Below are 24,062 nucleotides of genomic sequence, written 5' to 3'. Positions count from 1 at the left end.
CCTTCCGCGCCGGCGGCCACCACCAGCCACCTGCTCGCTACGGTTTCTAAAGGTATTCATATGAGCAGTTCCCCTGCAAACGATGAAGACAAGCCGCGGGTGATTTTCCTGATGGGGCCCACGGCGTCCGGGAAGACCGATCTCGCCATGGCCATCAGCGATCACCTGCCGGTGGAGCTGGTCAGCGTCGATTCCGCACTGGTCTATCGCGGTCTGGATATCGGCTCCGCCAAGCCGTCGGCGGAAGAGCTCGCCCGCTATCCGCATCATCTGATTGATATCTGTGATCCGGCAGATAGCTATTCTGCCGGGCGCTTTCGGTCCGACGCCCTCGCGGTTATTGCCGATATCCACCGGCGCGGAAAAATTCCGCTGCTGGTGGGGGGAACCATGCTGTATTTCCGCGCTCTATTGCACGGTATGGCAGAGATGCCAGCGGCCGACCCCGACTTCCGCGCCCGCATTGAGGCGCGAGCGGAAAAAGAAGGCTGGCCGGCACTGCACGCGGAACTGGCGCAGGTGGACCCGGAACTGGCGGCGGAGTTGCACCCGAACCACTCGGTACGGATCGAGCGCGCGCTTGAGGTGTTTCACCTCAGTGGCAAGACCATGACCGCGCTCAGGGCGGAGCAACAGAAGGATTCCCTGGCGCAACACTACCGCGTCCAGCAGCTGGCGATTGTGCCGCGGGATCGCGCCATTCTGCACCAGCGCATTGCCCTGCGTTTCGAGCGGATGCTGGAGAACGGCTTTATAGAAGAGGTGCGGGGGCTGCGTGCGCGGGGCGATCTGCATCCGGATCTTCCGGCGATCCGCGCGGTGGGATACCGTCAGGTGTGGCAGTACCTGGAGGGGGAAACCGACTACCCGCAGATGGTGGCGGCGGGGATTGCCGCCACTCGACAGCTCGCCAAGCGACAGCTGACCTGGCTTCGGCGCTGGCCCGATGTACACCGTATTCATTCTCAGGGCGCTGGCGGGGAAACCCGCAAAATCGACGAAATGTTGAAGGAAGCCTTGAAATTTATCGGTTGAGCAGCCATAACGTGAGTGGGCCGGTGTATCTGGTCCCAGTCAGTCACTTTTAGTCACGAGCCAACTTTTATTTTCGGCTCTTTTTTATACGCCTCATCACCACTTTTATCCGCGCGTTGCGGAAGTGATTGTGCGTCATCTGGCGGTTTATCTTTTGGCAAGGAGAAAAATGATGTCAAAAGGGCACAGCTTACAAGACCCTTACCTGAATGTTTTGCGTAAAGAGCGTATCCCGGTTTCCATCTATCTGGTCAATGGCATCAAGCTGCAGGGCCAGGTCGAATCTTTCGACCAGTTTGTGGTGTTGCTGAAGAACACCGTTAGCCAGATGGTTTATAAACATGCGATTTCCACCGTGGTCCCATCCCGTCCGGTACGTGTACCGTTGATGAACCCGGCAGGCCCCGGCGGTGCCGAAGGTGCTGGGCCACAGGAAGGTGGTGATCGCGAAACTTTTGGTTGATTGAAAAAACGGCTACCTCCAGCCCTGGCATCGACCTTAGTGGTCGTTGACGTGAGCGTGGGGAACCCGGTACGCAGCCCGGCAGTATTGTCCGGTTGATGTGTCGGGAGAGGGGAAAGTCGTATCCACGGTGCCCGGCATCGGTTACAGTCGCCAGAGCTAACCTGTTGTTGTCGCCCCGGCTTGTCCGGGGCGTCTGTTCTTAAGTGCCGGTACGGTGCAGCTTACGTTGATCGCTGTCAGAGCCGGTGCCGCCCGAATTGAGTTCATAGAGAATAATCCTTGTTTTTTGATCGTCCGGAATCCGGTGAGCTGGCGGTGCTGGTCCACCTGGAGCTTTCCGCCATCGACAGCCCCGATGACCCGCGGGAGTTTGAGGAATTGGCCCTGTCCGCAGGGGCAGACCCGGTGGCATTCATCTTCGGCCAGCGCGCCACTCCCGATCCCAAAACCTTTGTCGGTCGCGGCAAACTGGAGGAAATCCAGCAGACCGTGAAAAAGCACGGCGCTGAACTGGTGATTTTTGATCACACCCTCTCGCCCAGCCAGGAGCGCAACGTCGAACGCGAGCTCAACTGTCGGGTGCTGGACCGAACTGGTCTGATTCTGGATATCTTCGCCCAGCGCGCCCGGACTCACGAGGGCAAGCTGCAGGTAGAGCTGGCGCAGTTGCGCCATATGTCGACCCGCTTGGTGCGGGGCTGGACCCACCTGGAGCGTCAGAAAGGTGGTATCGGCCTGCGCGGCCCCGGCGAAACCCAGCTGGAAACCGACCGCCGCCTGTTGCGTGCGCGTATCGATTCAATCGAGAAACGCCTGGACAAGGTGCGTCGTCAGCGCGAGCAGGGCCGCCGCGCTCGTTCCCGGGCGGAAGTGGCAACGGTTTCTCTGGTGGGCTACACCAACGCCGGCAAATCGACCCTGTTCAACCGCCTGTCCAGTGCCGATGTCTATGTGCAGGACCAACTTTTCGCGACGCTGGATCCGACCATGCGGCGTGTTGAGTTACCCAATGTCGGCGCCATGATTCTGGCGGATACCGTAGGGTTCGTGTCCCACCTGCCGCACAGACTGGTAGAGGCCTTCCGCGCCACGCTGGAAGAGGCGGCCAATGCAACTTTGCTACTGCACGTAGTGGATGCGGCGGCAGAAAACCGCCTGCAGCTGGTGGAAGAAGTGCAGTTGGTGCTGGAGGAAATTGGCGCCAGCGAGCTGCCTCAGTTGCTGGTCTATAACAAATTGGACCTGCTTGCAGATGCCCAGCCGCGCATCGACCGCGATGCCGACGGGGTACCCAAAGCCGTTTGGCTGTCGGCGGCCACCGGCGCCGGGTGTGAACTGCTTACCGAGGCGATCGCAGAGCGGCTCGGCGAACAGATGGTCAGCGGTCAGCTGATTATCCCGCCGCAGCATGCGCGCTTGCGCGCGCAGTTGTTTGCGGTGAATGCGGTGCAGAGCGAGACTTTTCGCGACAACGGCGATATTGAACTGAACCTGCTGTTGCCGCGTACAGACTTACAGCGCCTGATGGCGCCCTTTGCCGATGTGGACAATCCTCCCCTTTGGCAGGCAGAGTCTGGAGATGATTCAGAACTCGATGATAGTGAAGAAGATTTCACCAGTTGAGCAAATTTTGCTGGCGATTCGTCGGATAACATCCGTCGGCGGGCGTTTTCCCGGTAATCAATGCTAAAATTTCGCGACAAGCTTTTGCAGATAATTAGATATCGGAGTCAATAAATGGCCTGGAACGAACCGGGTGGTAATAACAAGGATCCCTGGGGCGGCGGCAACCGCAATAACAATGACGGCCCGCCGGATCTCGATGAGTTGCTGCGCAAAATGCAGCGCAAACTGAACGGGTTGTTCGGCAACAAATCCCCCAGTCCCGAGGGGCGCGGCGGTGCCAACTTCCCGTGGGCGTTGGTGCTGATTGTGCTCGCGCTGGTCTATGGCCTGTGGGGCTTTTACCAGGTGGAGGCGAACGAATCGGCAGTGGTCCTGCGGCTGGGTAAATACCATGACACCAAAACCGCCGGCCTGCACTGGAATCCGCCGCTGATCGATCACGTCACCGAGGTCAACATGACCGAGGTGCGGACCGAGCGCACTACCGGCCAGATGTTGACCGAAGACGCCAGTATCGTGGATGTGGTATTGCAGGTGCAGTGGCACGTGGACAATGCGGAATCCTTCGTATTGCGCGTACGCGACCCTCTGAAGAGCCTGCAGGAAGCCACCGACAGTGCCCTGCGCCATGTGGTGGGTTCACAGACACTGAACGGCGTTATCTCCCAGAACCGTAGTCAGGTCTCCGCGGATACCCAGGTGCGCCTGCAGGAATACCTGGACCTGTACCAGACCGGTATCCGTGTCGACGTGGTCAACCTTACCGATGCCAAGGCGCCGCGTGAAGTGCAGGATGCGTTCGATGACGTGGTGCGTGCCCGGGAAGACGAGGTTCGTCTGCAGAATGAAGCCCAGGCCTACGCCAACCAGGTCATCCCCGTCGCCCGCGGTCAGGCTCAGCGCATGATCGAAGAGGCGGAAGCGTATAAATCCCGCGTGGTGGAAAGCGCCCGCGGTGAGGCTTCCCGTTTCACCCAGCTACTGGCGGAGTACCAGCGCGCGCCGGATGTGACCCGGGAGCGCATGTATCTGGACGCGGTTCAGGAAGTGATGACCAATACCTCCAAGGTGATGGTAGATGTCGAAGGCGGTAACAACATGATGTATCTGCCTCTCGACAAACTGGCGGAGGGCGCTGCTTCCTCTGCCAGCCAGCGCCAGCAGGTATCGCCGCAGGTAATTGATGAGGTCACTCAGCGAGTCATGAACCAGTTGCGCACCGAAGCGGCCAAAAGCCGCCGCAACAGTAACGTGCGATAGGGAGTGTGAAAATGAACAACAAATCGCTATTTATTGTTGCATTGATACTGATCGGCCTGCTGGTGTTGTCCAGCAGTGCCTTTGTAGTTAAAGAAACCGAGAAGGCCGTACTGCTGCGCTTCGGTGAGGTGGTGCGCACCGACTATGAGCCCGGCCTCTACTTCAAAATGCCGTTGATCAACCAGGTGCGCAAGTTTGATGCCCGTATCCAGACGGTGGATTCGCAACCGGTGCGCATGCTCAACAGCGAAAACAAGTTCATGATGGTGGATTCCTATGCGAAGTATCGCATCACCAATGTGGGCCGTTTCTTCGTCGCCACCCGTGGTGATGAACGCAACGCGGTACGCCTGTTGGCGGAGCAGATCAACAACCGTCTGCGCAACCAGTTCGGTGTGCGCGACCTGCACGAAGTGGTCAGTGGCCAGCGCGACGAGCTGATGGCTGATATCACCAAGAACCTGAACGAGACCGCGCGCAAGGCGCTGGGTGTGGAAATCATCGATGTGCGGGTCAAGCGTATCGACCTGCCGGCGGAAGTGTCCGAGTCTGTGTTCCAGCGCATGCGCGCCGGCCGTGAGCTGGAGGCCCGTGACCACCGTGCGAAGGGGCAGGAAGCCAGTGAGCGGATTCGCGCTGAAGCCGATCGCCAGAAAGTGGTTATCGAGTCTGAAGCCTACCGTAAGGCGGAAGAGTTGCGCGGTAATGGTGATGCCGAGGCGGCCAAGATCTATGCCGAGGCCTTCACCAAGGACCCGGAGTTCTACCGCTTCTCCCGCAGTCTCACCGCCTACAAGGAGTCGTTCGGCGAGAAGAGCGACATGCTGTTGCTGGAGCCGGATTCCGACTTCTTCCGCTACCTGAAAGATCCCGAGGGCAAATAAGCCTCGGGGCGCTACCCCCTACCTTCCAGTGGGCAGTTGATGGTAAAATCCCCAAAACCGGGCCGGCGCCCGGTTTTTTTGTGCCGGCCCGATTTGTTGGCCTTTTCCCAGGCCCTGTATTTTCCGGTCCCTTGTTGGACTCCCCTGAAGCGACCTTTGCCGCTTAGTTAACTGCCGAATATCACTGACATGACCCAAGCCGAACGCTGGATGCTACCGGATGGCATCGCCGAGATTTTGCCCGCGGACGCCAAGCGGGTGGAAACCCTGCGCAGAAACCTGCTGGATCTCTATCACCGCTGGGGTTACGAGCTGATCATTCCGCCGATGGTGGAGTTCACCGATTCCCTGCTGATTGGTATGGGAAGGGACGTAGACCTGAGTACTTTCCGGGTGACCGACCAGCTGTCCGGGCGAATCCTCGGAATCCGCGCGGATATCACACCGCAGGCGGCCCGTATTGACTCTCACAGCTTCCCCCGCAGCGGCGCCAACCGTCTGTGCTACGCCGGCCAGGTGCTCTATACCCGCCCGCGTGCGCCCATGGGGCCGCGGGCGCCGATCCAGATCGGCGCGGAGCTCTACGGGGTGCAGAGCCTGCAAGGGGATATCGAAGTCATCTCGCTGATGATCGAAACCCTGCACATGGCGGGTATTCGCGAGATCCACCTGGACCTCGGGCATGTGGCCATTTTCCGCAGCCTGGCAGAGGCCGCGGGCCTGGATGCCGATCAGCAACAGGAACTGATCCGCCTGCTACAGAGCAAGGCGGTGGCCGATATTGAGCGCTGGGTGGAAGAGAACCTGGGCAGCGGAGATGCGGCGAACTGGCTGCGCAACCTGCCGCGTCTGGCGGGCGGCACCGAATGTCTGGCCCGCGCCCGCGAACTGCTCGACGGCGCACCGGCAGCACTGCGCGATGCGCTGCAGGAACTGCAGCAGGTAGCGGATGCGGTGGCGCGGCGTTATCCGCAAGTAGCGCTGTTTTTTGATCTGGGCGAAATGCGTGGTTATGACTATGAGACCGGGCTGGTATTTGCGGCATACAGCCCCGGCCACGGTGAAGCGCTGGCCAATGGCGGGCGTTATAACGGCATCGGCGCCGTGTTCGGGCGCGATCGCGCGGCCACGGGTTTCAGTACCGATCTGGTGGCGATCAACACGCTGGGCGCCAATGGAAAGCGCGAAGCCGGTGCAATCCTGGCGCCGGCCGAGGCGGGTGATCGCGAACAGGGGGACCAGCTTTGGCAGACGGTGCAACAATTGCGCGCAGACGGCGAAATCGTAATCGCCGCGATGCCGGAAACCGCCGATGCCGATAGCGAGACGCTGGCGCGCTGTGATCGCGAACTGTGCCGCGAGGGCAATGGCTGGGTAGTGAAACCGCGGAGTCAGTAACCCTGAGGCGTTGACGCAACCCCGCGGGAATCGCGGGCAGCGGTGGCGAACCCTACACTGATCAGTTGATTTGAGATTTTCAGGCCGAACGACGGGCGCGGCCATCCCTTTTTCGCTCGTCTAACGTTGGATTGAACACACGAGATTGACGCACATGGGCAAGAATGTAGTGGTGCTGGGCACCCAGTGGGGCGACGAAGGCAAAGGCAAGATCGTCGATCTGCTGACCGAGAAAGTGGCGCTGGTAGTCCGCTTTCAGGGCGGCCACAACGCCGGCCACACGCTGGTGATCAACGGTGAGAAAACCGTGCTGCACCTGATCCCGTCCGGCGTGTTGCGCCCCGATGTGACCTGCCTGATCGGCAATGGTGTGGTGCTGTCCCCGGAAGCGCTGGAAAAAGAAATGGGCGAACTGGAAGCCGCCGGCGTACCTGTGCGCAAGCGCCTGCGCCTGTCCCCGGCCTGCCCGTTGATCCTGCCGGTGCACGTGGCACTGGATCAGGCGCGCGAGAAAGCCCGCGGCAAAAATGCCATCGGCACTACCGGTCGCGGTATCGGCCCCGCCTACGAAGACAAGGTGGCACGCCGCGGCCTGCGATTGGGTGATCTGTGCAACTGGGACAATTTCTGTGCCCAGCTGAAAGAGCTGCTGGAATACCATAACTTCGCCCTGACCCAGTATTACAAGGTCGATCCGGTCAGCTACGAGGACACCCTCAAGCTGGCGGAAACCTGGCGCAAAGATCTGGTGCCAATGATTGCCGATGTGGCGGATATCCTGCACAACGCCCGCGAAAACGGCGAGCACATCCTGTTCGAGGGCGCTCAGGGGTCACTGCTGGATATTGACCACGGCACCTACCCGTTTGTCACTTCCTCCAACACTACCGCCGGCGGTACTGCTACCGGCTCCGGTTTCGGCCCCCTGTACCTGGACTATGTGCTGGGTATCACCAAGGCCTACACCACCCGCGTGGGCGGTGGGCCTTTCCCCACTGAGCTGGGCTGCGATGTCGGTCGTCACCTGGGTGAGAAAGGCCACGAGTTCGGTGCCACCACAGGGCGTCAGCGCCGCACCGGCTGGTTCGATGCCGTAGCCGTGCGCCACGCCATCCGTATCAACAGTATCTCTGGCCTGTGCCTCACCAAGCTGGATGTACTGGACGGCCTGGAGGAAGTGAAAATCTGTGTCGGTTACCGCAACAGTGCCGGCGAAGATGTGCCGGTACCTTTCGATGCCACAGGCTGGGATGGGGTGGCGCCGGTATACGAATCCATGCCCGGCTGGAACGAGACCACATTTGGTATCAGCCGCGAAGCCGACCTGCCTGAGAATGCCCGTGCCTATATTGCTCGTATCGAAGAGCTGGTAGGCGCGCCGATCGATATCATCTCCACTGGTCCGGATCGCATGCAGACCATCGTGCGCGAATCCTCTGCTCTGTGCGAAATGGGTATTCACAACGCCAGTGTGTGATCACCGGTTGTGCTTGATTGGAGACGGCGCCCTGTGGGGCGCCGTTTTCGTTTGTAAAACAGCTAATTTCCCAGCAGCTGCCCGGTCAGTGCCAGTACCCGCTGAAAGGGCTGTTGCGCGAGGCTGCCGAACAGGGAATGTCTGCGCAGGCGCGAGGTGGCGGGGCTGGCGAGACCGCACAGGAAGCGCGCCAGCTGTCGCGGGTGGGCGAGCGCCTCGTGGGCTTCGCTGATCAGTTGCCGGATAGCGCGGCGCTGGCCCCCGTCAATGGACTGCGGCGCTGTTGTGTCCGGCAATCCCCCCGGGCGCTGCTTCAGGGCCGTCCCGCGGCAGCTGCTGCATTGGCCGCAGGGCTCGGGCAGTCTCTCACCAAAATACCCGCACAGTTGCGCCGGCAGGCAGTCGGCGCTCTGGTTGTCGGCATAGTGATTGTCGGCATAGTCAAGTACCAGTTGCAGACGCGCCAGATCCTGTTGTTCGCGACGGGCGAACAGTTGTCCCAGGCGCGCGCCGAGGGCGGCCATGTCCGGTTGCTGCAGGCGCCGATAGCCCTGGCGCACGCCTTTGGCGCGGGTCTCGATACAGCTCTTTTCCTCCAGAAACTGCAGTGCTTTCAGGATGCGCGTACGCGGCTCTGCGAGTTGCTGTTCCGCCTGCTGGACGTCGATGCTCAGCCAGGTGCGGCCCATTTTGCCGCTATCGAATAGCCGCTGTAGAAAATCCGCCCGCGCCGGGTCGAAGCGTGCGAGCACCGCCTCCATCGGCTCCAGAAACCGGACCTGGTAGCTGGAGTAGAAGGGGCCGGTGGCGCGGATCACCTGTTCCAGTTCGAGATAGGTCAGTGCGGTATTCACCACCAGCTGACGGATATCAAACTGTGATGACAGCTGGTAGACGGAAATATCGAATTCCTCGCCCTGTTCCAGCAAGTGGCGCAGCAGTGCCTGCAGGTGTTCATCGATGGGGGTATCGCCGTAGGTGAAATTCTCCAGCACCCGCCGGTCGTCGGCACAGGCGAGCAGCTCACAGCGCGCGGGTTGGCCATCGCGGCCGGCGCGGCCGATTTCCTGCATGTAATTTTCCAGCGATTTCGGCAGGTTGTAGTGATACACCGCGCGGATATCTGCTTTGTCGATGCCCATGCCGAAGGCGATGGTGGCCACCACAGCACGGATCTCGCCGGCCATAAACGCGTTCTGTATCTGTTCGCGAACTTCGGGTTTGAGTCCGGCGTGGTAGGCGGTGGCACGTATGCCGGCGGCCGCGAGACGTTCGGCGACGGTTTCCGCGGTCTGTTGCAGGGTCACATAGACGATGGCGGGCGCATCCGGCTCCGCTTGCAGCCGCTGCGTCAGGTGCGGCAGTTTCTGGGGCTCGCTGCAGGGGGTGACCAGCAGTTGCAGGTTCTCGCGGTAGAATCCGGTCTGAACCTGGTCGGTGTCGGCGATGTCGAACTGGCGGCGGATATCGGTGGCCACCTCCGGCGTGGCGGTGGCGGTCAGCGCCAGAATCCGCTCGGTGCCGAGTTCGCGGGCGAGCTGTGCCAGTTTCAGGTAGTCGGGGCGGAAGTTGTGGCCCCACTCGGAGATACAGTGCGCCTCGTCCACCGCCATCAGCGCGATGTGCAGCCCGCACAGCAGGTGCAGGAAGCGCTCGTTCTGCAACCGCTCCGGAGCCACGTACAGCAGCTTGAGTTCGCCGGCGCGCAATTGGCGGTAAATCTCACGCACTTCGTCACCACTGCGGCTAGAGTCCAGGCGTGCCGCGGCGATTCCCAGGGACTGCAGGGCGTCCACCTGATCCTGCATCAGGGCGATCAGGGGGGAAATCACCACCGTAAGGCCGTCGAGGGCCAGGGCGGGCAACTGGTAGCAGAGGCTCTTGCCGCCGCCGGTGGGAAAGATCGCCAGTGCGGACTTTCCCTGTAGCAGGCGGTCGATGACTGCGCGCTGCCCGGGGCGGAATTCGCGCAGGTGGAAGTGGTTTTGCAGCAGCCTGATCAGGAGGCTATCCGGAAGTTTTTGTGGATGTTCCCGTGAATTTGCGGTCATAGGTTTCCGTTCCCCTGAATCGGCAGTCCCAATCAATCCTTGCGTCCCGGGATCGCTGCCGTGATGATGTGGACTATATTTAATCAATCAGTCACAAAATGTGGTTAGGCTGGTATTGGTGGCCGTATACGGCACCCACATAAAGCCGTAGCCAGACTGAACCGAGCCAGACTAAAGAAGTCGGGGTATTCATGCCATCCTCTATTGCCGCACGTTATAGTTTTGCCGAGGAGCTGGCCAACAGCATCACCCACGGTGTGGGGGCGCTGCTTGCCATTGCGGGTCTCGGTGTTCTCTGTGGTTTTGCCGCACTGCGCGGAGATGCCTGGCATATTGTCAGTACCAGCATCTACGCCGCCACCCTGATCCTGTGTTTCTCTGCCTCCACGCTGTATCACAGCGTCACCCATGCCGGTGCCAAGCAGATATTGCGCACCCTGGATCATTCGTCGATCTTCCTGTTGATTGCCGGCACCTACACCCCGTTCACCCTGGTCACCCTGCGCGGGCCCTGGGGCTGGTGGCTGTTTGGGGTGATCTGGGGGCTCGCGCTACTGGGACTGGTGATTCAGCTGACACCACTGAAAAAATACCGCGCGCTATCGATTACCCTGAGCGCGCTGATGGGATGGGTGGTGATCGCGGCGATCAAACCACTGATGGACAATCTCGCCACCGGCGGGCTCTGGCTGCTGGTACTGGGCGGGCTCTGTTACACCGGTGGCATTGCCTTCTATCTGTGGCGTGGGCTGCGTTTCCATCACGCCATCTGGCACCTGTTTGTGCTCGCCGGCGGCATACTGCACTTTTTTGCGGTGCTGTTTTATGTGATTCCCGCCAAGTAATCCCTCCAGTTTTCTACTCTGGTTCCTCCCCTGGCGGCACGTGGCAGCGAAATCTTCGCGCAAACCTGTCGCCTTGGTCACACCGACCGGCTTTGTTGCCAAACCTCTCTTTCCGTCTGCGGTCTTCCGTTCTACCCTTGAGCGAGCTTTATTTGCCAAGGAGTTGTCATGCACAGTCTTTCCCGCCGGATCGGCGACTTTCAAATCGTCGGCCGCAATTTCGGTCGATTATTGATTTGCGGCCTGTTGATGCTGCCACTGTTTGCCAGTGCTGCCGCAGATCCGGGTTTTGAAAAATGGAAAAAGGAATTCCGCCAGCAGGCGATGAAGGAGGGGATCACCGCAGAAACCTTTGATCGCGCGTTTAAAGGCATCGATTCACCGGACCAGTGGGTGTTGGACAAGGCGAGCTACCAACCGGAATTCAAGGCGCCCGCATGGCAGTATTTTGACAACCGCATCACCAAGTATGCGGTGCAGCGCGGCAAAGCCAAAAAGCGAGAACTGAAGCCCTGGCTGGATAAAATCGAGAAACGGTTCGGCGTCAATCCGAACATCCTGCTGGCGATCTGGTCCATGGAATCCAGCTTCGGTGCGATTCTCGACAACAAGACGGTGATGCGCAGCGTGGTGCGTTCTCTGGCGACGCTGGCCTATGCGGACCCCAAGCGTAAAAAGTTCGGTACCAGTCAGCTGCTCGCCGCACTGAAAATCCTGCAGAGCGGTGATATCGACGAGAGTCACCTCACCGGTTCCTGGGCGGGTGCCATGGGCCACACCCAGTTTATCCCCACCAGCTATCAGGCCTACGCCGTGGATATGGACGGCGACGGCAAGCGCGATATCTGGAACTCCATTCCGGATGCCCTGGGCACTGCCGCCAGTCTTCTGCATGAGAATGGCTGGCGCACCGGGGAGACCTGGGGCTATGAGGTGGAAATCCCGGAGAACAAACTGCCAGCGGGCAAGCTGAAAATTTCCGAATGGGAAAAACTCGGCGTGAAACGCGTGCGCGGCCGTGAATTCCCCCGCAAAGATGATGTCGCCGAGTTGAAAGTACCTGCGGGCCGCGGTGGCCCGGCATTCCTGGTGCTGAAAAACTTCTACGTGATCAAGCGCTACAACAACTCCGACCGCTATGCGCTGGCGGTGGGGATATTGGCGGATCAGATTGGTGGTGCGCCGCCGCTGGTCGAAGACTGGAAGCGCCCGTTCACCCGTCTCGATCAGGATGAAGTGATGGAGCTGCAGACCAAATTGAAGGAAAAAGGATTTTACGACGGCGAGATCGACGGCAAAGCCGGCTCCGGTACCCGTAAAGGTATTCTGCAGTTTGAAGAGAGTGTCGGTGTGGAATTGCAGGGGTTCCCGAGTAAGGAAGTGCTGGAGTTACTGCGGAAGAAATGATGGCCCAACAATAAGTGAAGTGGTTCCCCTTCCCAACCTCGGGTGGCGGGGAGCCACTGAGGCAAGCATTTCGAAAACGCTGTGAATACATCCCTGTACGCTCCGGCGGCGACATCCTGTCGCCGACGGTTTCGAAATGCTTGCCCCAGCGCCTCCCCTTCTATTTGGGTGGGCGGACTTCGCAATAATGGGGCAGTGCGAATGAATGGGAAGTCAGGGCATCAGAACGTTTCACCGGGTAACAGCGAATCCTGCAATAGCTCGATGTTTTCCAACACCTCATGCGGCTCGTGGAAAAAGGCGATGTGATACATGGCCTCCCCCTCCTGGATCAGCGGAATATTCTGCTTGCCCACAATAATCCCGTCCGCATTGCAAAGCACACTGTCGAGATGATTGCCGTACAGGTCTGAAATATTCGCCAATACCTCCCCTTTGCGCACATGGTCACCCAGTTGCCGTTTGTGGTTGACGATGCCGCTGCTGCCGGCGCGTACCCAGCCACTCTGGCGGGCGATAAAGGGTTCGATATTGCCACGCCCGCCCTTGGGTGGAAGCATGCCCAGATGGCGCATCACATTCTGCACCCCCTTCACGCCGGCGCGAATACAGAACTCATCGAAACGCAGCGCTTCCCCGGCTTCGTACAGCAGGATGCGCACACCGAGATCCGCCGCTGCCTGGCGCAGGGAGCCATCGCGCAGGGTGGAGTTCATCAACACCGGCACGCCGAAGGCCGCGGCCATTTTGCGGGTCTCAGCGTCGTCCAGGTTGGCGCGTATCTGCGGCAGGTTGCTGCGATGGATGGCGCCAGTATGCAGGTCGATGCCGTAGTCACACTTGGACACAATCTCATTCAGGAACACATGCGCCATGCGCGCGGCGAGCGAACCCTTGGCGGAGCCGGGAAAGGCACGGTTCAGGTCCCGACGGTCCGGCAGGTAGCGGGACTGGTTAAGGACGCCGTACACATTCACTACCGGCACTGCGATCAGGGTCCCGCGCAGGGACTTGAGGCTGCGGCGGTTGATCAGGCGGCTGATGATCTCTACCCCGTTCAACTCGTCGCCGTGGATCGCGGCGCTGACAAACAGGGTCGGCCCCGGTTTGCGCCCGCGCTGGACGTAGACTGGAATGGCCATTTCCGTGTCGGTGTAGAGATGCACAACCGGCAGCTCGATACGACGACTTTCGCCGCGGGCGACACTGACTCCGGCGATACTGAATTCTTCTTGCATAGGGTTTCCCGATCAGATGACGCAAGGTTCACAGACCTGCCTCCCTCATTCTAGTGTGGTGTAACGAACTAATTGTGCATATCAGAGCCCCCCAAATTGTTCACAGTAAGGCGCCGCTCGCAGGGAATGGCGGGCCCTTTCCAAGAGCGGCAACGCAGCTGTGGGCGATTTGGGGGGCTCCCTTCGGGCGGGCCGCTAAGCAGCCATCTGCTGCGTTGCACTTGCTTGACGTAGAATGACTACGCCAGCGCAAGTGCGCCTTACATCTGGCCGCTTAGCGGCCCGCTGATAAGCACAATTAGTTCGTTACACCACACTGGAAGTGACGAGGATGCATGGGAAAGTCTGTTTATGTAGTTGGACTGACACGTGCCCCTGATAGAATGTCGCGCTCGGGCGCTGCGGCAGTCCGGCATTGATAGGTGTTGATAGGTACTGACGGAGATCCGCTGCAGATGAAACCGGAATTGATCAAAACGGCACTGATACTGGGGTTGCTCAGTTGTGTCGGCCCCTTTGCCATCGACATGTATCTGCCCGCCATGCCGGCAATGGCGGAAGACTACGGGGTACCGGTGGCGGCCTCTCAGTACACACTGGTGTCTTTTTTTATTGCGTTTGGTGTCTGCCAGCTTTTTTACGGGCCGGCGGCAGATATGTTCGGGCGCAAACCCCCGCTGTATTTCGGGTTGCTGCTGTTTATCGCAGCGTCCATCGGCTGTGCCCTGGCGCCCACCATTGAATGGCTTATAGGCCTGCGTTTTGTACAGGGGGTGGGTGCCGCAGCGGTGATGTCGATCCCGCGCGCAATCATCCGCGATCGCTATACCGGCACCGAGGCCACCCGGCTGATGACCACGGTGATGCTGGTCATCTCCATTTCTCCGATGCTGGCACCGCTGGTGGGCAGTGCGCTGATTGTGCCTTTCGGTTGGCCGTCGATATTCTACGGGGTGGCCATCGCTACGCTGTTGAGTCTGGTGCTGACGATATTTGCGCTGCCGGAAACCCTGCCTGCAGAGGAGCGGGTACCTTTTCGCCTGTCGGCGATGGTGGACGCCTTCCGGACCCTGTTCCGGGATCCCTATTTTATGGGGCTGACCCTGATTGGCGGTATGGGCATGGCGAGTTTCTTTGCCTTCATTTCCACCGCGTCTTTTCTGTATATGGATCACTACGGGCTGTCGGCAACGCAGTTCAGCCTGGCATTTGCCCTCAACGCCCTGGGCTTTTTCGCCTCCAGCCAGTTTGCCGCTACCCTGTGTGAGCGGCTGGGGGCAGTGACCGTGGTGCGCCGTGCGGTGACGGGCTTTGCGCTCAGTGCCTCGCTGATGCTGTGCCTGTTTGCGTTGGGGTTCGACAGTTTCGCCCTGCTGGTCTCCCTGTTGCTACTCGGCAATACCTGCCTGGGATTGGTGGTGCCCACTTCGATGGTACTGTCGCTGGATAATCACGGTCCGATTGCCGGTACCGCGGCAGCGCTGGGTGGAACCCTGCAGATGATGCTGGGAGCGGTGGCGATCGGCATCGTCAGTGCCCTGTTTGATGGTACACCGATGGTGCTGGTGGCGGGTATTGCGGGTTGTGCGCTGCTGGCGCTGACGCTTGTGGTGTTTACTCTGCGCGAAGCACCGGAGCCCGTAACCTCCTGAATCCATGTCGTGGCGGTGACGCTGCCGACGATGATTTTGTGAGACACACAGTGTTCGAGAGTCTCACAAAGTCATCGCCGGCATCGCCTTCGCAAATAGCCCTCCGAAAACCTGTCGCAATTAATGCACGCTGCCAGTCTATTCGTGATTTGCGCAATAGGCCGGCATCTCGTAGTGCTTTTGGTGCTTTACAGCGCGATCCATGCATCGCTCCAGTTGCTGCCAGTGCCCGGCGCATAGTGATAGGCACTGTTGATATTGCACCATTGCCCCTCGGGGAATGGACGGCACCGGTAAAGGTTGCCATCGCTGCCCTGAACCACGGTTTCCCCCGGCACATAGCTGCCGATTCCCTCCGGATACACATAGTCGTAATCACCGCCGGTTTGTCCTTCCGGGTTATGGGTGATGTTTACGCTGCTCTGGGCACTCAATTCTCCATCGGATACCTGCAGGTTGATGGTCACGGTCTGCGGGTCGCTCGGTGCTGGCAGGGAGAGCGACGCGGCCTCGCTATTCGCACCGCTCAGGGTGCCAGCGCTGGCGCTCCACTGATAACTCAGGGTATCGCCATCCGGATCTGACGAACCTGCCGCGGATAAGTTGACGATACCGGCACCGGTGACGCTGGTGGGATTGGCGTCGATCACGGCACTGGGGGCGCGGTTAGTATCCGGCAGCGCAATATCGATCTCGTGACTGAGGCTGAGATCTGCCTGGGTGTACACCCGGTTTTCCGTGGCGCTGGTAATGGGTGCGATACTGCCGTCGTCCGGATTCAGAATGCCGATACGCGCGTACTGGGATTGGCTGTTGATGGACTGGGCAAACGCCAGTGCCCACTCCGCCGCGGCCATATCCTGTTGCAGGGTGAACGACAGGGTTTCCATATCATTACCGGCACTGTTGAACAGGCGCAGGGATATGGTAGAGCCGGCGGTCAGGTCCGTCTGTGCCTGTAGTGCGCCTTCATCGGCCCAGGGGCTGCTGCCGCCGTCACCCAGGATTACATCGGTACAGGTGTAAAACGCCTCCGGGCTGTCGGAACGTTGCCAGGTGGTGTAGATCACATGCTTGCCGGTCAATTCAGGCAGCGGGCAGGTCAGTGTGTAGCGCTTGTCAGCGCCCACCGGTACGTCTCCCAATCGGCAGAATTCAAACAGGTCATCCCACTGCAACGGGTTTTCTCCGGTGTATCCCTGACGGGTGATGTAGAAGACCCAGTCGCGGGTGGAGTGTGGGGCGGTCGCATAAAATTCGAAGTCGAATGTGCCGTCGGCATTGGGTGTGATCGGGGTCGCCTGCCAGTCCGGACGGGCCAGATCCATTCCGGCATATTTGCTGCGGCCGCCGGAGCACAGCTGGCCGTCGGGAATCAGCGCGCGGTGGTTGCCATTTGCGTTGGCCTGGTTGATCTCGTTCCAGTCGTAAAACGGCTGGGTACCGCCAACGGCCTTGGCAGCGGCACAGGCCGGGTCGGACGGGTTTTCCGGATTATTCAGAAAGCAGTTGTAGATGCGGCTTTCGGGTACTTCCATGGAACCGTGCGCCAGACTCTGTGTACTGAGACCACTGGCCAATAGCGTCAATACACCGCTCATCAGAGTGAGTGCTCGCGATCGATTCGCTTGCGTATGGATGGTGTGCTTCATGGGTTTTCCTTCATCGTTATTGTTGGTGATGCTGAGTTGTTGGTGATGCTGGGAATGCGCTGGCGGGGCCATTCGGGAGCGCCGGGGCCTCACGGAATGACAGCGCTGTCCTCCCGGTCAGATACTAAGTGAGTAGGCGGGGGCGGGAAGGGTATTTAGCGTCAAATTGAGGTACGGCAGTACCAGTTGTAACGGCCGCAATCGGATCTGTGACCTGTTGTGTACCGCAACTATGAAATCGCGACAGTAAGGGTTACACCACACTAGAGCACCGCGATGGGCGCCGTGGCAATAGAGGTGGGATTCCGTTGTGCTGTTGCACCTTGCTCTGTTGCATTTTGTCCTGTGGCAACCGCGGGCATGTCCCAGCGCAATTGGGTCGGTGGTGCATCGAGATAAACACGCCGTCCCGGGTGCCAGTAGCGGAACCCCACGTAGTGCAGTCGCGTTTCGCTGTCGACGATTTGCGTGTCTCCCCGGTATTCGTCCGGGCACTGGGTGCCCTGGTTTCCCGCAAGCCAGAATACATTCCCTTCGCCATCCGCCAGCCCCTGGATTGATGCATTATCGTCAGCGATGAAATACTCCGGTGAGCCGGCACGTATTCTTGCCAATGGCGTAGCCAGTTGTGGGTGATGCAGGTAATGGGTGCGCATTTCCTGTTCGTCCTGGATGGTTGTCGTGCTCCATAACCCCAAACTCCACCAGTGGGTGAGCACTCTGCGCTGACGTGCGGAGCGGCGGTGGGTGCTGGTTTTCCAAAGTCTTCTGCCGAAAGGATCGTAGCGGAAATAGGTTTTGAAATCCCCGCACTCAGCACTGGAAAGTAATCCCCATCCATCAAACTGGTAGTGATAAATGTGCTGATTGCCGAGTGCGTTATCGGTGGCTTGCGCGGGGTGTTTTCTGCTATGACGGTTTTCCCGCTCTATATATCCCCGGCGATCCCGATGTGTTTCGGAATTGATGGGCAAAAACTGTAGTGGCGTGGAGGGTTCGCGTCGCTCCTGCACAAACGAGCGCGCATTCTCAGGCTCTGAGCCCCAGGAAACACTTTCCAGCCGCCCTTGTTGGAAGGTGCGATGCAGGCTCAGGCGCCCAAGGTTCCAAATCCAGTGGTCCTCTTTTTGTTCACTGCGCAGAACCGGTTCGCCATTGGCATCCAGCCCAAACAGGTTTGCGTCCGGAGAAAACAGGCAGGTAATATTCAGGCGATCAGAGCCGCTAGTCTTCAACCAGCCGCGGCTATCATACTGATGATTAATGCTCAGATTCTCGCCTTCACGAATATCGTGGTGCTCGGCGATCAAAAGTCCCGACTCATCATAGCGAAAGCGAAGGCTGCCGTGCTGGTTAGCAGCCTGGGTCAGTCGACCGTAGTGATCGAAATGGAAGTCGCACTGCTGGCCACTGTTGTTGCGGATTTTCTGCAGTTGGCCACAGGCGTCGTAGTGTAAATACCAGTGATTGTCACAGTCGCGATACTCGGTCACCTGTCCGCGACAGTTATACTGCCATTCTATTTCCCTGCCACTGCTATCGGTCAGCAGGCTGGTCTGCGCGAATGCATCGAATTGCCAGTGGTAACGCTGTTCACCTACCTGCAGCTGGCAAAGTTGACCACCCGGCTGGTACTCGAGTAGCCACTGGGGACTGCGGGGGAGGACGATACTGCAGACGCGTCCGTACTCGTCATAGCGCCACTGCGCAAACAGTTGATTATCCATATGGATGCGGATGGGACGCTGAACTTCATCGTACTCAATGGAATAGGTACCATCCGCCAGGTGCGCTTGCTGTAAGCTGCCGCTATTTTGATACTGCCAGCTTTCCTCGCGTCCGTCGGCACTTTTGAAGTGGGTAAGCCGATGCCAGTGGTCGTAGGAAAACTGCCAGTTGCAGCTGCCGCGATGTATCGCCTGCAATTGTGCCTGAGCATCCCACTGTAGAGAAACCTGCCCACCTTCGGGGTCGGTCAACAGTCGCAATTGGCCGCGTTCATCGTATTCGCACAGCCAACGATTACTGCGAGGGTCGACGATGGATTCCGGGTGGGGGTGATCGCCATAAACGAAACGCCAGGTGCTGTTTCCGGAAATGTCCGGTGCACCTGATACCTGCACGCCGCACAGGCGCCCGAGCGCATCAAATACGAATCGACGGTGAACCCCATTGCGGGTGTGTCTGGTAAGGCGCCCCAGCTCGTCGTATCTGTACAGGTCCCGCTTTCCGTCCGGAGCAACCTGTGAGCACAGATTATTATAGTGATCGTACAGATATCGGTACTCACGTTCCGCCTGCTGTTGCCGCAGCAGATTGTTGCGACCATCAAATTGCCAGGAGGTGGAGTGTTCACCTGTGACTGACTGGGTACAGCGTTGGCGTGCCTGCTGCCAGCGCAGCTGAATCACTCGCTCGTTGTGTTCAATGTGGTTGCAGCGCGACTGGCGGTCAAAGCTGAAATGCCAGCGCTCGCCAGAACGACGCTGGATGCCGGTAAGAAAACTACCTGAATATTGATAGTGCTCCGTAAGACTATCGCTCTCTGCAGAGATCAACCTTGCCCAAGGTGTCGGTTGCGCATTCTCCGAATCTGGATTCCGCCGGGTGCCTGCATCGGACTTCTCTATACCTTCGAATACCTGTTCTTCATAAACATAGCGGCAGATTTCCTGCGCGTCCCGGGGGGAAGGGCTGTGCGAAATTGCCCTGAGTCGTGCCGCTTCACCTGCGGTCGCGGGGTTGTAGTGAAACTGAAGGGTACGTCCCCAGGACGTAACGATCTTCTGCGGTTGTCCACCCTGGTAGTCGACAGTGAGCGTGTTGCCGAAGTGATCACGAATTTCATTCAGCCGCGCCAGACCACTGGCACCATCTGCGCGGAATACCTTGTCCGGTGTGTTGAATCCACATAATCGAAAACTATGGAGGCTCTGGCGAACCAGTAACAGTTTTTCACAGCGGTTATATATCCCGTGCCCGATGGGTGGGAGATCGAAGTAAACCTGACGTCCTTCAGCCGTATGCAGAAGCAGTGCCTGCTGATTGCTGGCGCCGCTATCGGGAAGCTCGAGTACTTCGCTCAGGGTGTGCCGCCACCCGACTCCGAGGCCGCAATCGCGCTCTTCACCCTGACGGTAAAACCGCTGCCAGATAAATGGGATGGGACCTGGCAGCTGAAAGTCCGATCGACTGAAAACCAGTCTTCCATTGCAGGCCAGTACGTGATTGGCAATATGCACAGATTTGTCGAGAGAAGGTATCGTCTGCCCGTCCGGCGAACTGCCCGGTTGGTTGCAGAAGAGCACTGGCATTTCCGAGGGCAGGATCAGTGAGTCGACCCTGGGCGCGCGGGCAAGTGTGTAGTTTGTGGCGGAAACTCCGGGACAGTCGGGCCACAAATCCTGGTGTGGGGTAACCGGTGTAGACGTACCGCTTTGCGGGTCCTGCAGGTTGAACCACTGGCAGAGGGAGATACTGTCTCGATGCTCGGGGAGGCGGCCATTCGTTGAAAGCTGATTGAGTACCGACGGTACAAAGTCGACCAGACGATCCGGTGTCATGTCGTGCGCTCGCGGTTGTGTGATTTACGTAAAGAGTTTCCTCTGCTCAGCGGTGTACTTTCCTCTGAGTAGTGTCTTCCCTGTTCGCCGGTCTCAGAGTGATCGCGTCATCGCTGAGGGCTGCGGCTGACTGGGCACGGTTACAGTATTCGATGATGCCGGCGCTGATATTATCGCGCCCACCACACTGGTTTGCGTCGTCAATGAATCGATAGACGCATTCCAGTGCAGGGCGATGAGTGGCCAGTATCCGCTCGATGGTGGAGTCATCCAGATATTCCGTCAGACCGTCGCTGCACAGTAACAGCAGTGCATTTTCGGTCAGGTTCCAGCTATTGATGGTGACATCAACCTGGTTTTCCACACCCAGGGCCCGGGTAATATGATTTCTTACCTGGGACGTCTGTGCCTGTTCCGGGGTCAGTTGACCGCGGTCAATCATTTCCTGAACCACACTGTGGTCCCGGGTCAGCCGCTGCAATCCGTATTCGTTCCAGAGGTAGGCGCGGGAATCCCCCACATGTGCGACTATCAGGAAATTCTGCCAGATGACCGCAGCCACCAACGTGGTCCCCATATGGGAAAATTGCGGTCGCAGGCTCTTTGCCTCGAGAATTTTCTGGTTGGCGATAGCGCAGCTGTCCAGCAGGCAGGCGCGAAGCATAAGCTGTTGTTGCTGAGGGGAGCAGGCGAGAAAGGTGCCGTTGACCAGTTCATCCAGATGTTCTTTCAGTGTGTCTACAGTGATGCGACTTGCTACCGCACCGCCACTGTAACCACCCATGCCATCTGCTACCACCACGTAGGCAAAATCCGTTTCAGAATCACTGTAACAGTGAATACTATCTTCATTTTCTTCGCGCACCTGACCGATGTCAGTGCGACCATTGACCGCCAGGCTGATGGACTCCATGCGAACCTGTTACTCCCTGTTCTTACTATGTCGTTACAGTTAATCGGCACGATCGTACTAATTAGGCACTGAAAAATCGTACTAATTAGATGCTGAAAAAAGTGCCTGGCAAATTTCTGTAGCAATGAACAAGTAATGTTAACGTGAGCGCGCCAATGATTTGAATTTTTTTTGGATCATTTGTAATAATGCCTCTCCCTTCACCGGGATGAGTGTGAAGTTGGTACGGATGTACAAATTAAGAAGGAATTTTTGGCAATATGCCCCGTCTTCCCAGACTGAATCTGATAGATATCCCTCAGCATATTGTCCAGGTAGGGCACAATAATCTACCGTGCTTTTTTGATGAGGAAGACTATCAGTTTTACCTGCTCAGCCTCCGTAGTGCCGCGGATCAGTATCGTGTCGATATTCACGCCTACGTGTTGCTGCCCAACATGGTGCAGATTATCGGTACGCCCCGTGTTCCGGATGGCGTGCCCTCCATGATGCAATCTCTGGGGCGGCGCTATGTGCAATTCATCAATCACCGGTACAAGCGTTCCGGCACATTGTGGGCGGGCAGGTATAAGTCCAGCCTGATTGACTCCGACGCCTATCTGCTTACCTGCTACCGGTATGTAGAGTTGCGGCCTTTGTACCTGGGGCTGGCGGACTCACTGGGAGATTACCGCTGGTCCAGTTTCAATCACCACGCAAGTGTGGAGCGCAGTGATGTGATCAGTGACCACTGGCTTTACCTGCAGCTGGGGGACACGCCTAGCGAGAGAGCGGAAGCCTATCGGAAGCTGTTCCGGTATCGATTTGACCGTCGGTTGCTGGAGTACATCGCCGAAACCATCAAGGTGGGCCAGGTATTGGGTGGCGATGTATTCAAGGAGAAGATCGAGCAGATCGCAAATCAGCGTGTGCGCCCGCTGAAGCGGGGGCGACCGCGTAAATCCAGGAAGGACAAAGTGCAGGAAAGGACGGCGCAGGAAAAAACAGTGCAGGAAAAGCTATTGGGTCAGAAAGCGCCAGCAGTCAGTGCTACTGCGCCGGAAAAAGCAGCAGAAGAAAAAACTCTGGAGCAGACAGTATGAGTGCGTCGCAGAATCGATTGAAAGTGGCCATTCTCGGCGATTTCAGTGGGCGTGCCAGCCGCGGCCTGTGTGAACCGGAGTCCATTTCACAGCGCCCTTCCCATCGTGTACGCAAAGACAATTTTGAAACGCTGTTTGAGCGTATGGGTGTAGCGATAAAGTTACCGGTATCAGAAGCGCCCATCGCGCTACTGGAGTTTGACGATCTACACCCGGATTTTCTCTACCATCGACTTGCCCTGTTTCAGGAGTTCATCAAGCTCGAGAAACAGTTGCTTGATCCAGCCCGCTACGCCGATGCGGTGGCTGAAATCCAGCAGTGGGATACTGGCATACAGTCGCAATCAGCGCTTCAGCCAGAATCGTCAGCCGCACAATCCATGCTGGATGCGATCCTGTCCGGGAATGGTTATAGCGCAGATGATCTCGCTGCAGGCAGGCAGCAGGCCGGGCAGGGTTCTGCGGCCGCCGGGATTCAGGTGGATCGATTGATCAAGGATATCGTTGCGCCTTATGTGCAGGCGAAGCCGGCACAGGATCAGAGTGTTTATTTGAATGCTGTGAACGAGGCCGCATCCGAAGCGATGCGCAAGATCATGCACCATAGCGACTTCAGGCACCTGGAGGCCAGTTGGCGCAGCCTGCACTTGCTGTTGCGACGGCTCGATGATCACCCCGGTCTTGAGCTACACCTGATCGATGTGACCAAAGATGAGATTTTTGCCGACTTTGTGCAGGCGGAAGATGACCTGGAGCAGTCGCAGTTATTCAAACGTCTGGTGCAACAGGAGTCGGTTGCTGGCGATATGCCATTCAACTTGATCCTCGGCGATTTCTATATTCGCGATGACGAGCGAGATCTGCACGGGTTGATTGATCTCGCCACAATTGCAGAGGCGGCCGGCAGTGCGGTCATCCTAGGGGGAGATAATCGGCTGGCGGGTTGTACCAGCCTTGCCGGATCCCTGGACCCGGAAGATTGGCAATATCAGCCTTCTGAAGACTTTGAGCGGGCGTGGCAGGCTATCCGGGAGTTCAGCGGCAGTCGTCATCTGGCGTTGGCTGCGCCGCGATTTATGCTGCGATTGCCATTTGGTGCAGATACCGCACGTACCGAGAGCTTCGATTTTGAAGAGCTGACGGAAGATCTGGGGCATCAATACTACCTGTGGGGCAACAGTGCCTACCTGGTGCTGCTGTCCCTGTGTCAGAAGTACACCGAGACCGGCAGCGTACAGCTGGTGACATCCGGTCAATTTACCGATTTGCCCCTGCATTTGCGCAAGCGTCCGCAGGGAACCTGGTTGACCCCGTGTGCGGAAGCGCTACTGAGTGATCAAGGCGCGGCGCGTTTTACCGAGCGCGGCTTGAGCACGCTGCGCTCGGTGGCCGACAGAGATCAGATTTTGTTGCCCAGATTGCAGTCCCTCGCGGGCACATGGCTCGCGGGTCCCTGGGCCTGAGCATTGCCAGCAAAACCAATACACAAATGGCAGAAATTTCTAATGCGCGA

Annotated in this window: 17 protein-coding genes; 12 read left to right on the top strand and 5 right to left on the bottom strand. The window is 58.4% G+C overall.

What is annotated here, in order from left to right:
• Window positions 1–60 precede the first annotated feature (60 nt).
• The 7 genes from miaA (at window position 61) to LPW13_RS14615 (ending at window position 8,146) form a co-directional block, all read left to right on the top strand.
• A complete protein-coding gene (miaA, locus tag LPW13_RS14645; protein ID WP_230436504.1) occupies window positions 61–1,035 on the top strand; it encodes a tRNA (adenosine(37)-N6)-dimethylallyltransferase MiaA in 975 nt (324 codons plus the stop codon).
• Window positions 1,036–1,207: 172 nt separating this feature from the next.
• A complete protein-coding gene (hfq, locus tag LPW13_RS14640) occupies window positions 1,208–1,498 on the top strand; it encodes an RNA chaperone Hfq (protein WP_230439204.1) in 291 nt (96 codons plus the stop codon).
• Between the two features lie 282 nt (window positions 1,499–1,780).
• Entirely contained in the window at window positions 1,781–3,124 is a 1,344-nt protein-coding gene (gene hflX / locus LPW13_RS14635; protein WP_230436502.1) for a ribosome rescue GTPase HflX, read from the top strand.
• A gap of 114 nt (window positions 3,125–3,238) precedes the next feature.
• The gene (gene hflK / locus LPW13_RS14630; RefSeq protein ID WP_230436500.1) at window positions 3,239–4,387 is read left to right on the top strand and encodes an FtsH protease activity modulator HflK; all 1,149 of its coding nucleotides are present in this window, start codon (window positions 3,239–3,241) and stop codon (window positions 4,385–4,387) included.
• Between the two features lie 11 nt (window positions 4,388–4,398).
• Window positions 4,399–5,271, top strand: coding sequence for a protease modulator HflC (gene hflC, locus LPW13_RS14625; RefSeq protein WP_230436498.1), 873 nt, complete (start codon window positions 4,399–4,401; stop codon window positions 5,269–5,271).
• A gap of 189 nt (window positions 5,272–5,460) precedes the next feature.
• Complete coding sequence (locus LPW13_RS14620; protein ID WP_230436496.1) at window positions 5,461–6,669, top strand: ATP phosphoribosyltransferase regulatory subunit; 1,209 nt, start codon at window positions 5,461–5,463, stop codon at window positions 6,667–6,669.
• Window positions 6,670–6,823: 154 nt separating this feature from the next.
• Window positions 6,824–8,146, top strand: a complete 1,323-nt coding sequence (locus tag LPW13_RS14615; protein ID WP_230436494.1) for an adenylosuccinate synthase — start codon at window positions 6,824–6,826, stop codon at window positions 8,144–8,146.
• 62 nt (window positions 8,147–8,208) lie between these two features.
• Here the strand turns inward: LPW13_RS14615 and LPW13_RS14610 are convergent, their stop codons facing one another.
• Window positions 8,209–10,197 (bottom strand): RecQ family ATP-dependent DNA helicase, encoded by a 1,989-nt coding sequence (locus LPW13_RS14610; RefSeq protein WP_230436492.1) that lies wholly within the window; start codon window positions 10,195–10,197, stop codon window positions 8,209–8,211.
• A gap of 191 nt (window positions 10,198–10,388) precedes the next feature.
• Between LPW13_RS14610 and trhA the strand changes: the two genes are divergently transcribed.
• Both trhA and LPW13_RS14600 read left to right on the top strand, forming a co-directional pair.
• The gene (gene trhA, locus LPW13_RS14605; protein ID WP_230436490.1) at window positions 10,389–11,042 is read left to right on the top strand and encodes a PAQR family membrane homeostasis protein TrhA; all 654 of its coding nucleotides are present in this window, start codon (window positions 10,389–10,391) and stop codon (window positions 11,040–11,042) included.
• 168 nt (window positions 11,043–11,210) lie between these two features.
• Window positions 11,211–12,449, top strand: a complete 1,239-nt coding sequence (locus LPW13_RS14600; protein ID WP_230436489.1) for a lytic murein transglycosylase — start codon at window positions 11,211–11,213, stop codon at window positions 12,447–12,449.
• Between the two features lie 221 nt (window positions 12,450–12,670).
• Here LPW13_RS14600 and LPW13_RS14595 read toward each other — a convergent pair whose 3' ends face one another.
• Window positions 12,671–13,687 carry a succinylglutamate desuccinylase/aspartoacylase family protein gene (locus tag LPW13_RS14595; protein WP_230436487.1) on the bottom strand — a complete coding sequence of 339 codons (1,017 nt, stop codon included), beginning with the start codon at window positions 13,685–13,687 and terminating at the stop codon, window positions 12,671–12,673.
• 455 nt (window positions 13,688–14,142) lie between these two features.
• Here LPW13_RS14595 and LPW13_RS14590 point away from each other — a divergent pair, with 455 nt between their 5' ends.
• Window positions 14,143–15,339 (top strand): multidrug effflux MFS transporter, encoded by a 1,197-nt coding sequence (locus LPW13_RS14590; protein ID WP_230436485.1) that lies wholly within the window; start codon window positions 14,143–14,145, stop codon window positions 15,337–15,339.
• 188 nt (window positions 15,340–15,527) lie between these two features.
• Here the strand turns inward: LPW13_RS14590 and LPW13_RS14585 are convergent, their stop codons facing one another.
• The 3 genes from LPW13_RS14585 to LPW13_RS14575 form a co-directional block, all read right to left on the bottom strand.
• A complete protein-coding gene (locus tag LPW13_RS14585) occupies window positions 15,528–16,991 on the bottom strand; it encodes a lytic polysaccharide monooxygenase (RefSeq protein ID WP_230436483.1) in 1,464 nt (487 codons plus the stop codon).
• Between the two features lie 263 nt (window positions 16,992–17,254).
• Window positions 17,255–20,554: a DUF6531 domain-containing protein gene (locus tag LPW13_RS14580; RefSeq protein WP_230436481.1), complete on the bottom strand. Its 3,300-nt coding sequence runs from the start codon at window positions 20,552–20,554 to the stop codon at window positions 17,255–17,257.
• 46 nt (window positions 20,555–20,600) lie between these two features.
• Entirely contained in the window at window positions 20,601–21,467 is an 867-nt protein-coding gene (locus LPW13_RS14575; protein ID WP_230436480.1) for a Stp1/IreP family PP2C-type Ser/Thr phosphatase, read from the bottom strand.
• 260 nt (window positions 21,468–21,727) lie between these two features.
• On the opposite strand from LPW13_RS14575, the gene LPW13_RS14570 reads away from it, so the two are divergent.
• The gene (locus LPW13_RS14570; RefSeq protein WP_230436478.1) at window positions 21,728–22,549 is read left to right on the top strand and encodes a transposase; all 822 of its coding nucleotides are present in this window, start codon (window positions 21,728–21,730) and stop codon (window positions 22,547–22,549) included.
• Entirely contained in the window at window positions 22,546–24,012 is a 1,467-nt protein-coding gene (locus LPW13_RS14565; protein ID WP_230436476.1) for a type VI secretion system contractile sheath domain-containing protein, read from the top strand. The genes LPW13_RS14570 and LPW13_RS14565 overlap by 4 nt, the downstream gene beginning before the upstream one ends.
• The last annotated feature ends 50 nt before the right edge of the window (window positions 24,013–24,062 follow it).

Source organism: Microbulbifer celer, from assembly GCF_020991125.1.
Classification (GTDB): Bacteria; Pseudomonadota; Gammaproteobacteria; order Pseudomonadales; family Cellvibrionaceae; genus Microbulbifer; species Microbulbifer celer.
The sequence above is the reverse complement of the archived record's forward strand: the minus strand, read 5'-3'. Positions and strand labels throughout refer to the sequence as shown.

What these genes read in the sequence shown, in the direction of transcription:
- miaA (WP_230436504.1), top strand. Translation starts at nt 61, where the DNA reads ATGAGCAGTTCCCCTGCAAACGATGAAGACAAGCCGCGGGTGATTTTC.
- hfq (WP_230439204.1), top strand. Translation starts at nt 1,208, where the DNA reads ATGTCAAAAGGGCACAGCTTACAAGACCCTTACCTGAATGTTTTGCGT.
- hflK (WP_230436500.1), top strand. Translation starts at nt 3,239, where the DNA reads ATGGCCTGGAACGAACCGGGTGGTAATAACAAGGATCCCTGGGGCGGC.
- hflC (WP_230436498.1), top strand. Translation starts at nt 4,399, where the DNA reads ATGAACAACAAATCGCTATTTATTGTTGCATTGATACTGATCGGCCTG.
- LPW13_RS14620 (WP_230436496.1), top strand. Translation starts at nt 5,461, where the DNA reads ATGACCCAAGCCGAACGCTGGATGCTACCGGATGGCATCGCCGAGATT.
- LPW13_RS14615 (WP_230436494.1), top strand. Translation starts at nt 6,824, where the DNA reads ATGGGCAAGAATGTAGTGGTGCTGGGCACCCAGTGGGGCGACGAAGGC.
- LPW13_RS14610 (WP_230436492.1), bottom strand. Translation starts at nt 10,197, where the DNA reads ATGACCGCAAATTCACGGGAACATCCACAAAAACTTCCGGATAGCCTC.
- trhA (WP_230436490.1), top strand. Translation starts at nt 10,389, where the DNA reads ATGCCATCCTCTATTGCCGCACGTTATAGTTTTGCCGAGGAGCTGGCC.
- LPW13_RS14600 (WP_230436489.1), top strand. Translation starts at nt 11,211, where the DNA reads ATGCACAGTCTTTCCCGCCGGATCGGCGACTTTCAAATCGTCGGCCGC.
- LPW13_RS14595 (WP_230436487.1), bottom strand. Translation starts at nt 13,687, where the DNA reads ATGCAAGAAGAATTCAGTATCGCCGGAGTCAGTGTCGCCCGCGGCGAA.
- LPW13_RS14590 (WP_230436485.1), top strand. Translation starts at nt 14,143, where the DNA reads ATGAAACCGGAATTGATCAAAACGGCACTGATACTGGGGTTGCTCAGT.
- LPW13_RS14585 (WP_230436483.1), bottom strand. Translation starts at nt 16,991, where the DNA reads ATGAAGCACACCATCCATACGCAAGCGAATCGATCGCGAGCACTCACT.
- LPW13_RS14580 (WP_230436481.1), bottom strand. Translation starts at nt 20,554, where the DNA reads ATGACACCGGATCGTCTGGTCGACTTTGTACCGTCGGTACTCAATCAG.
- LPW13_RS14575 (WP_230436480.1), bottom strand. Translation starts at nt 21,467, where the DNA reads ATGGAGTCCATCAGCCTGGCGGTCAATGGTCGCACTGACATCGGTCAG.
- LPW13_RS14570 (WP_230436478.1), top strand. Translation starts at nt 21,728, where the DNA reads ATGCCCCGTCTTCCCAGACTGAATCTGATAGATATCCCTCAGCATATT.
- LPW13_RS14565 (WP_230436476.1), top strand. Translation starts at nt 22,546, where the DNA reads ATGAGTGCGTCGCAGAATCGATTGAAAGTGGCCATTCTCGGCGATTTC.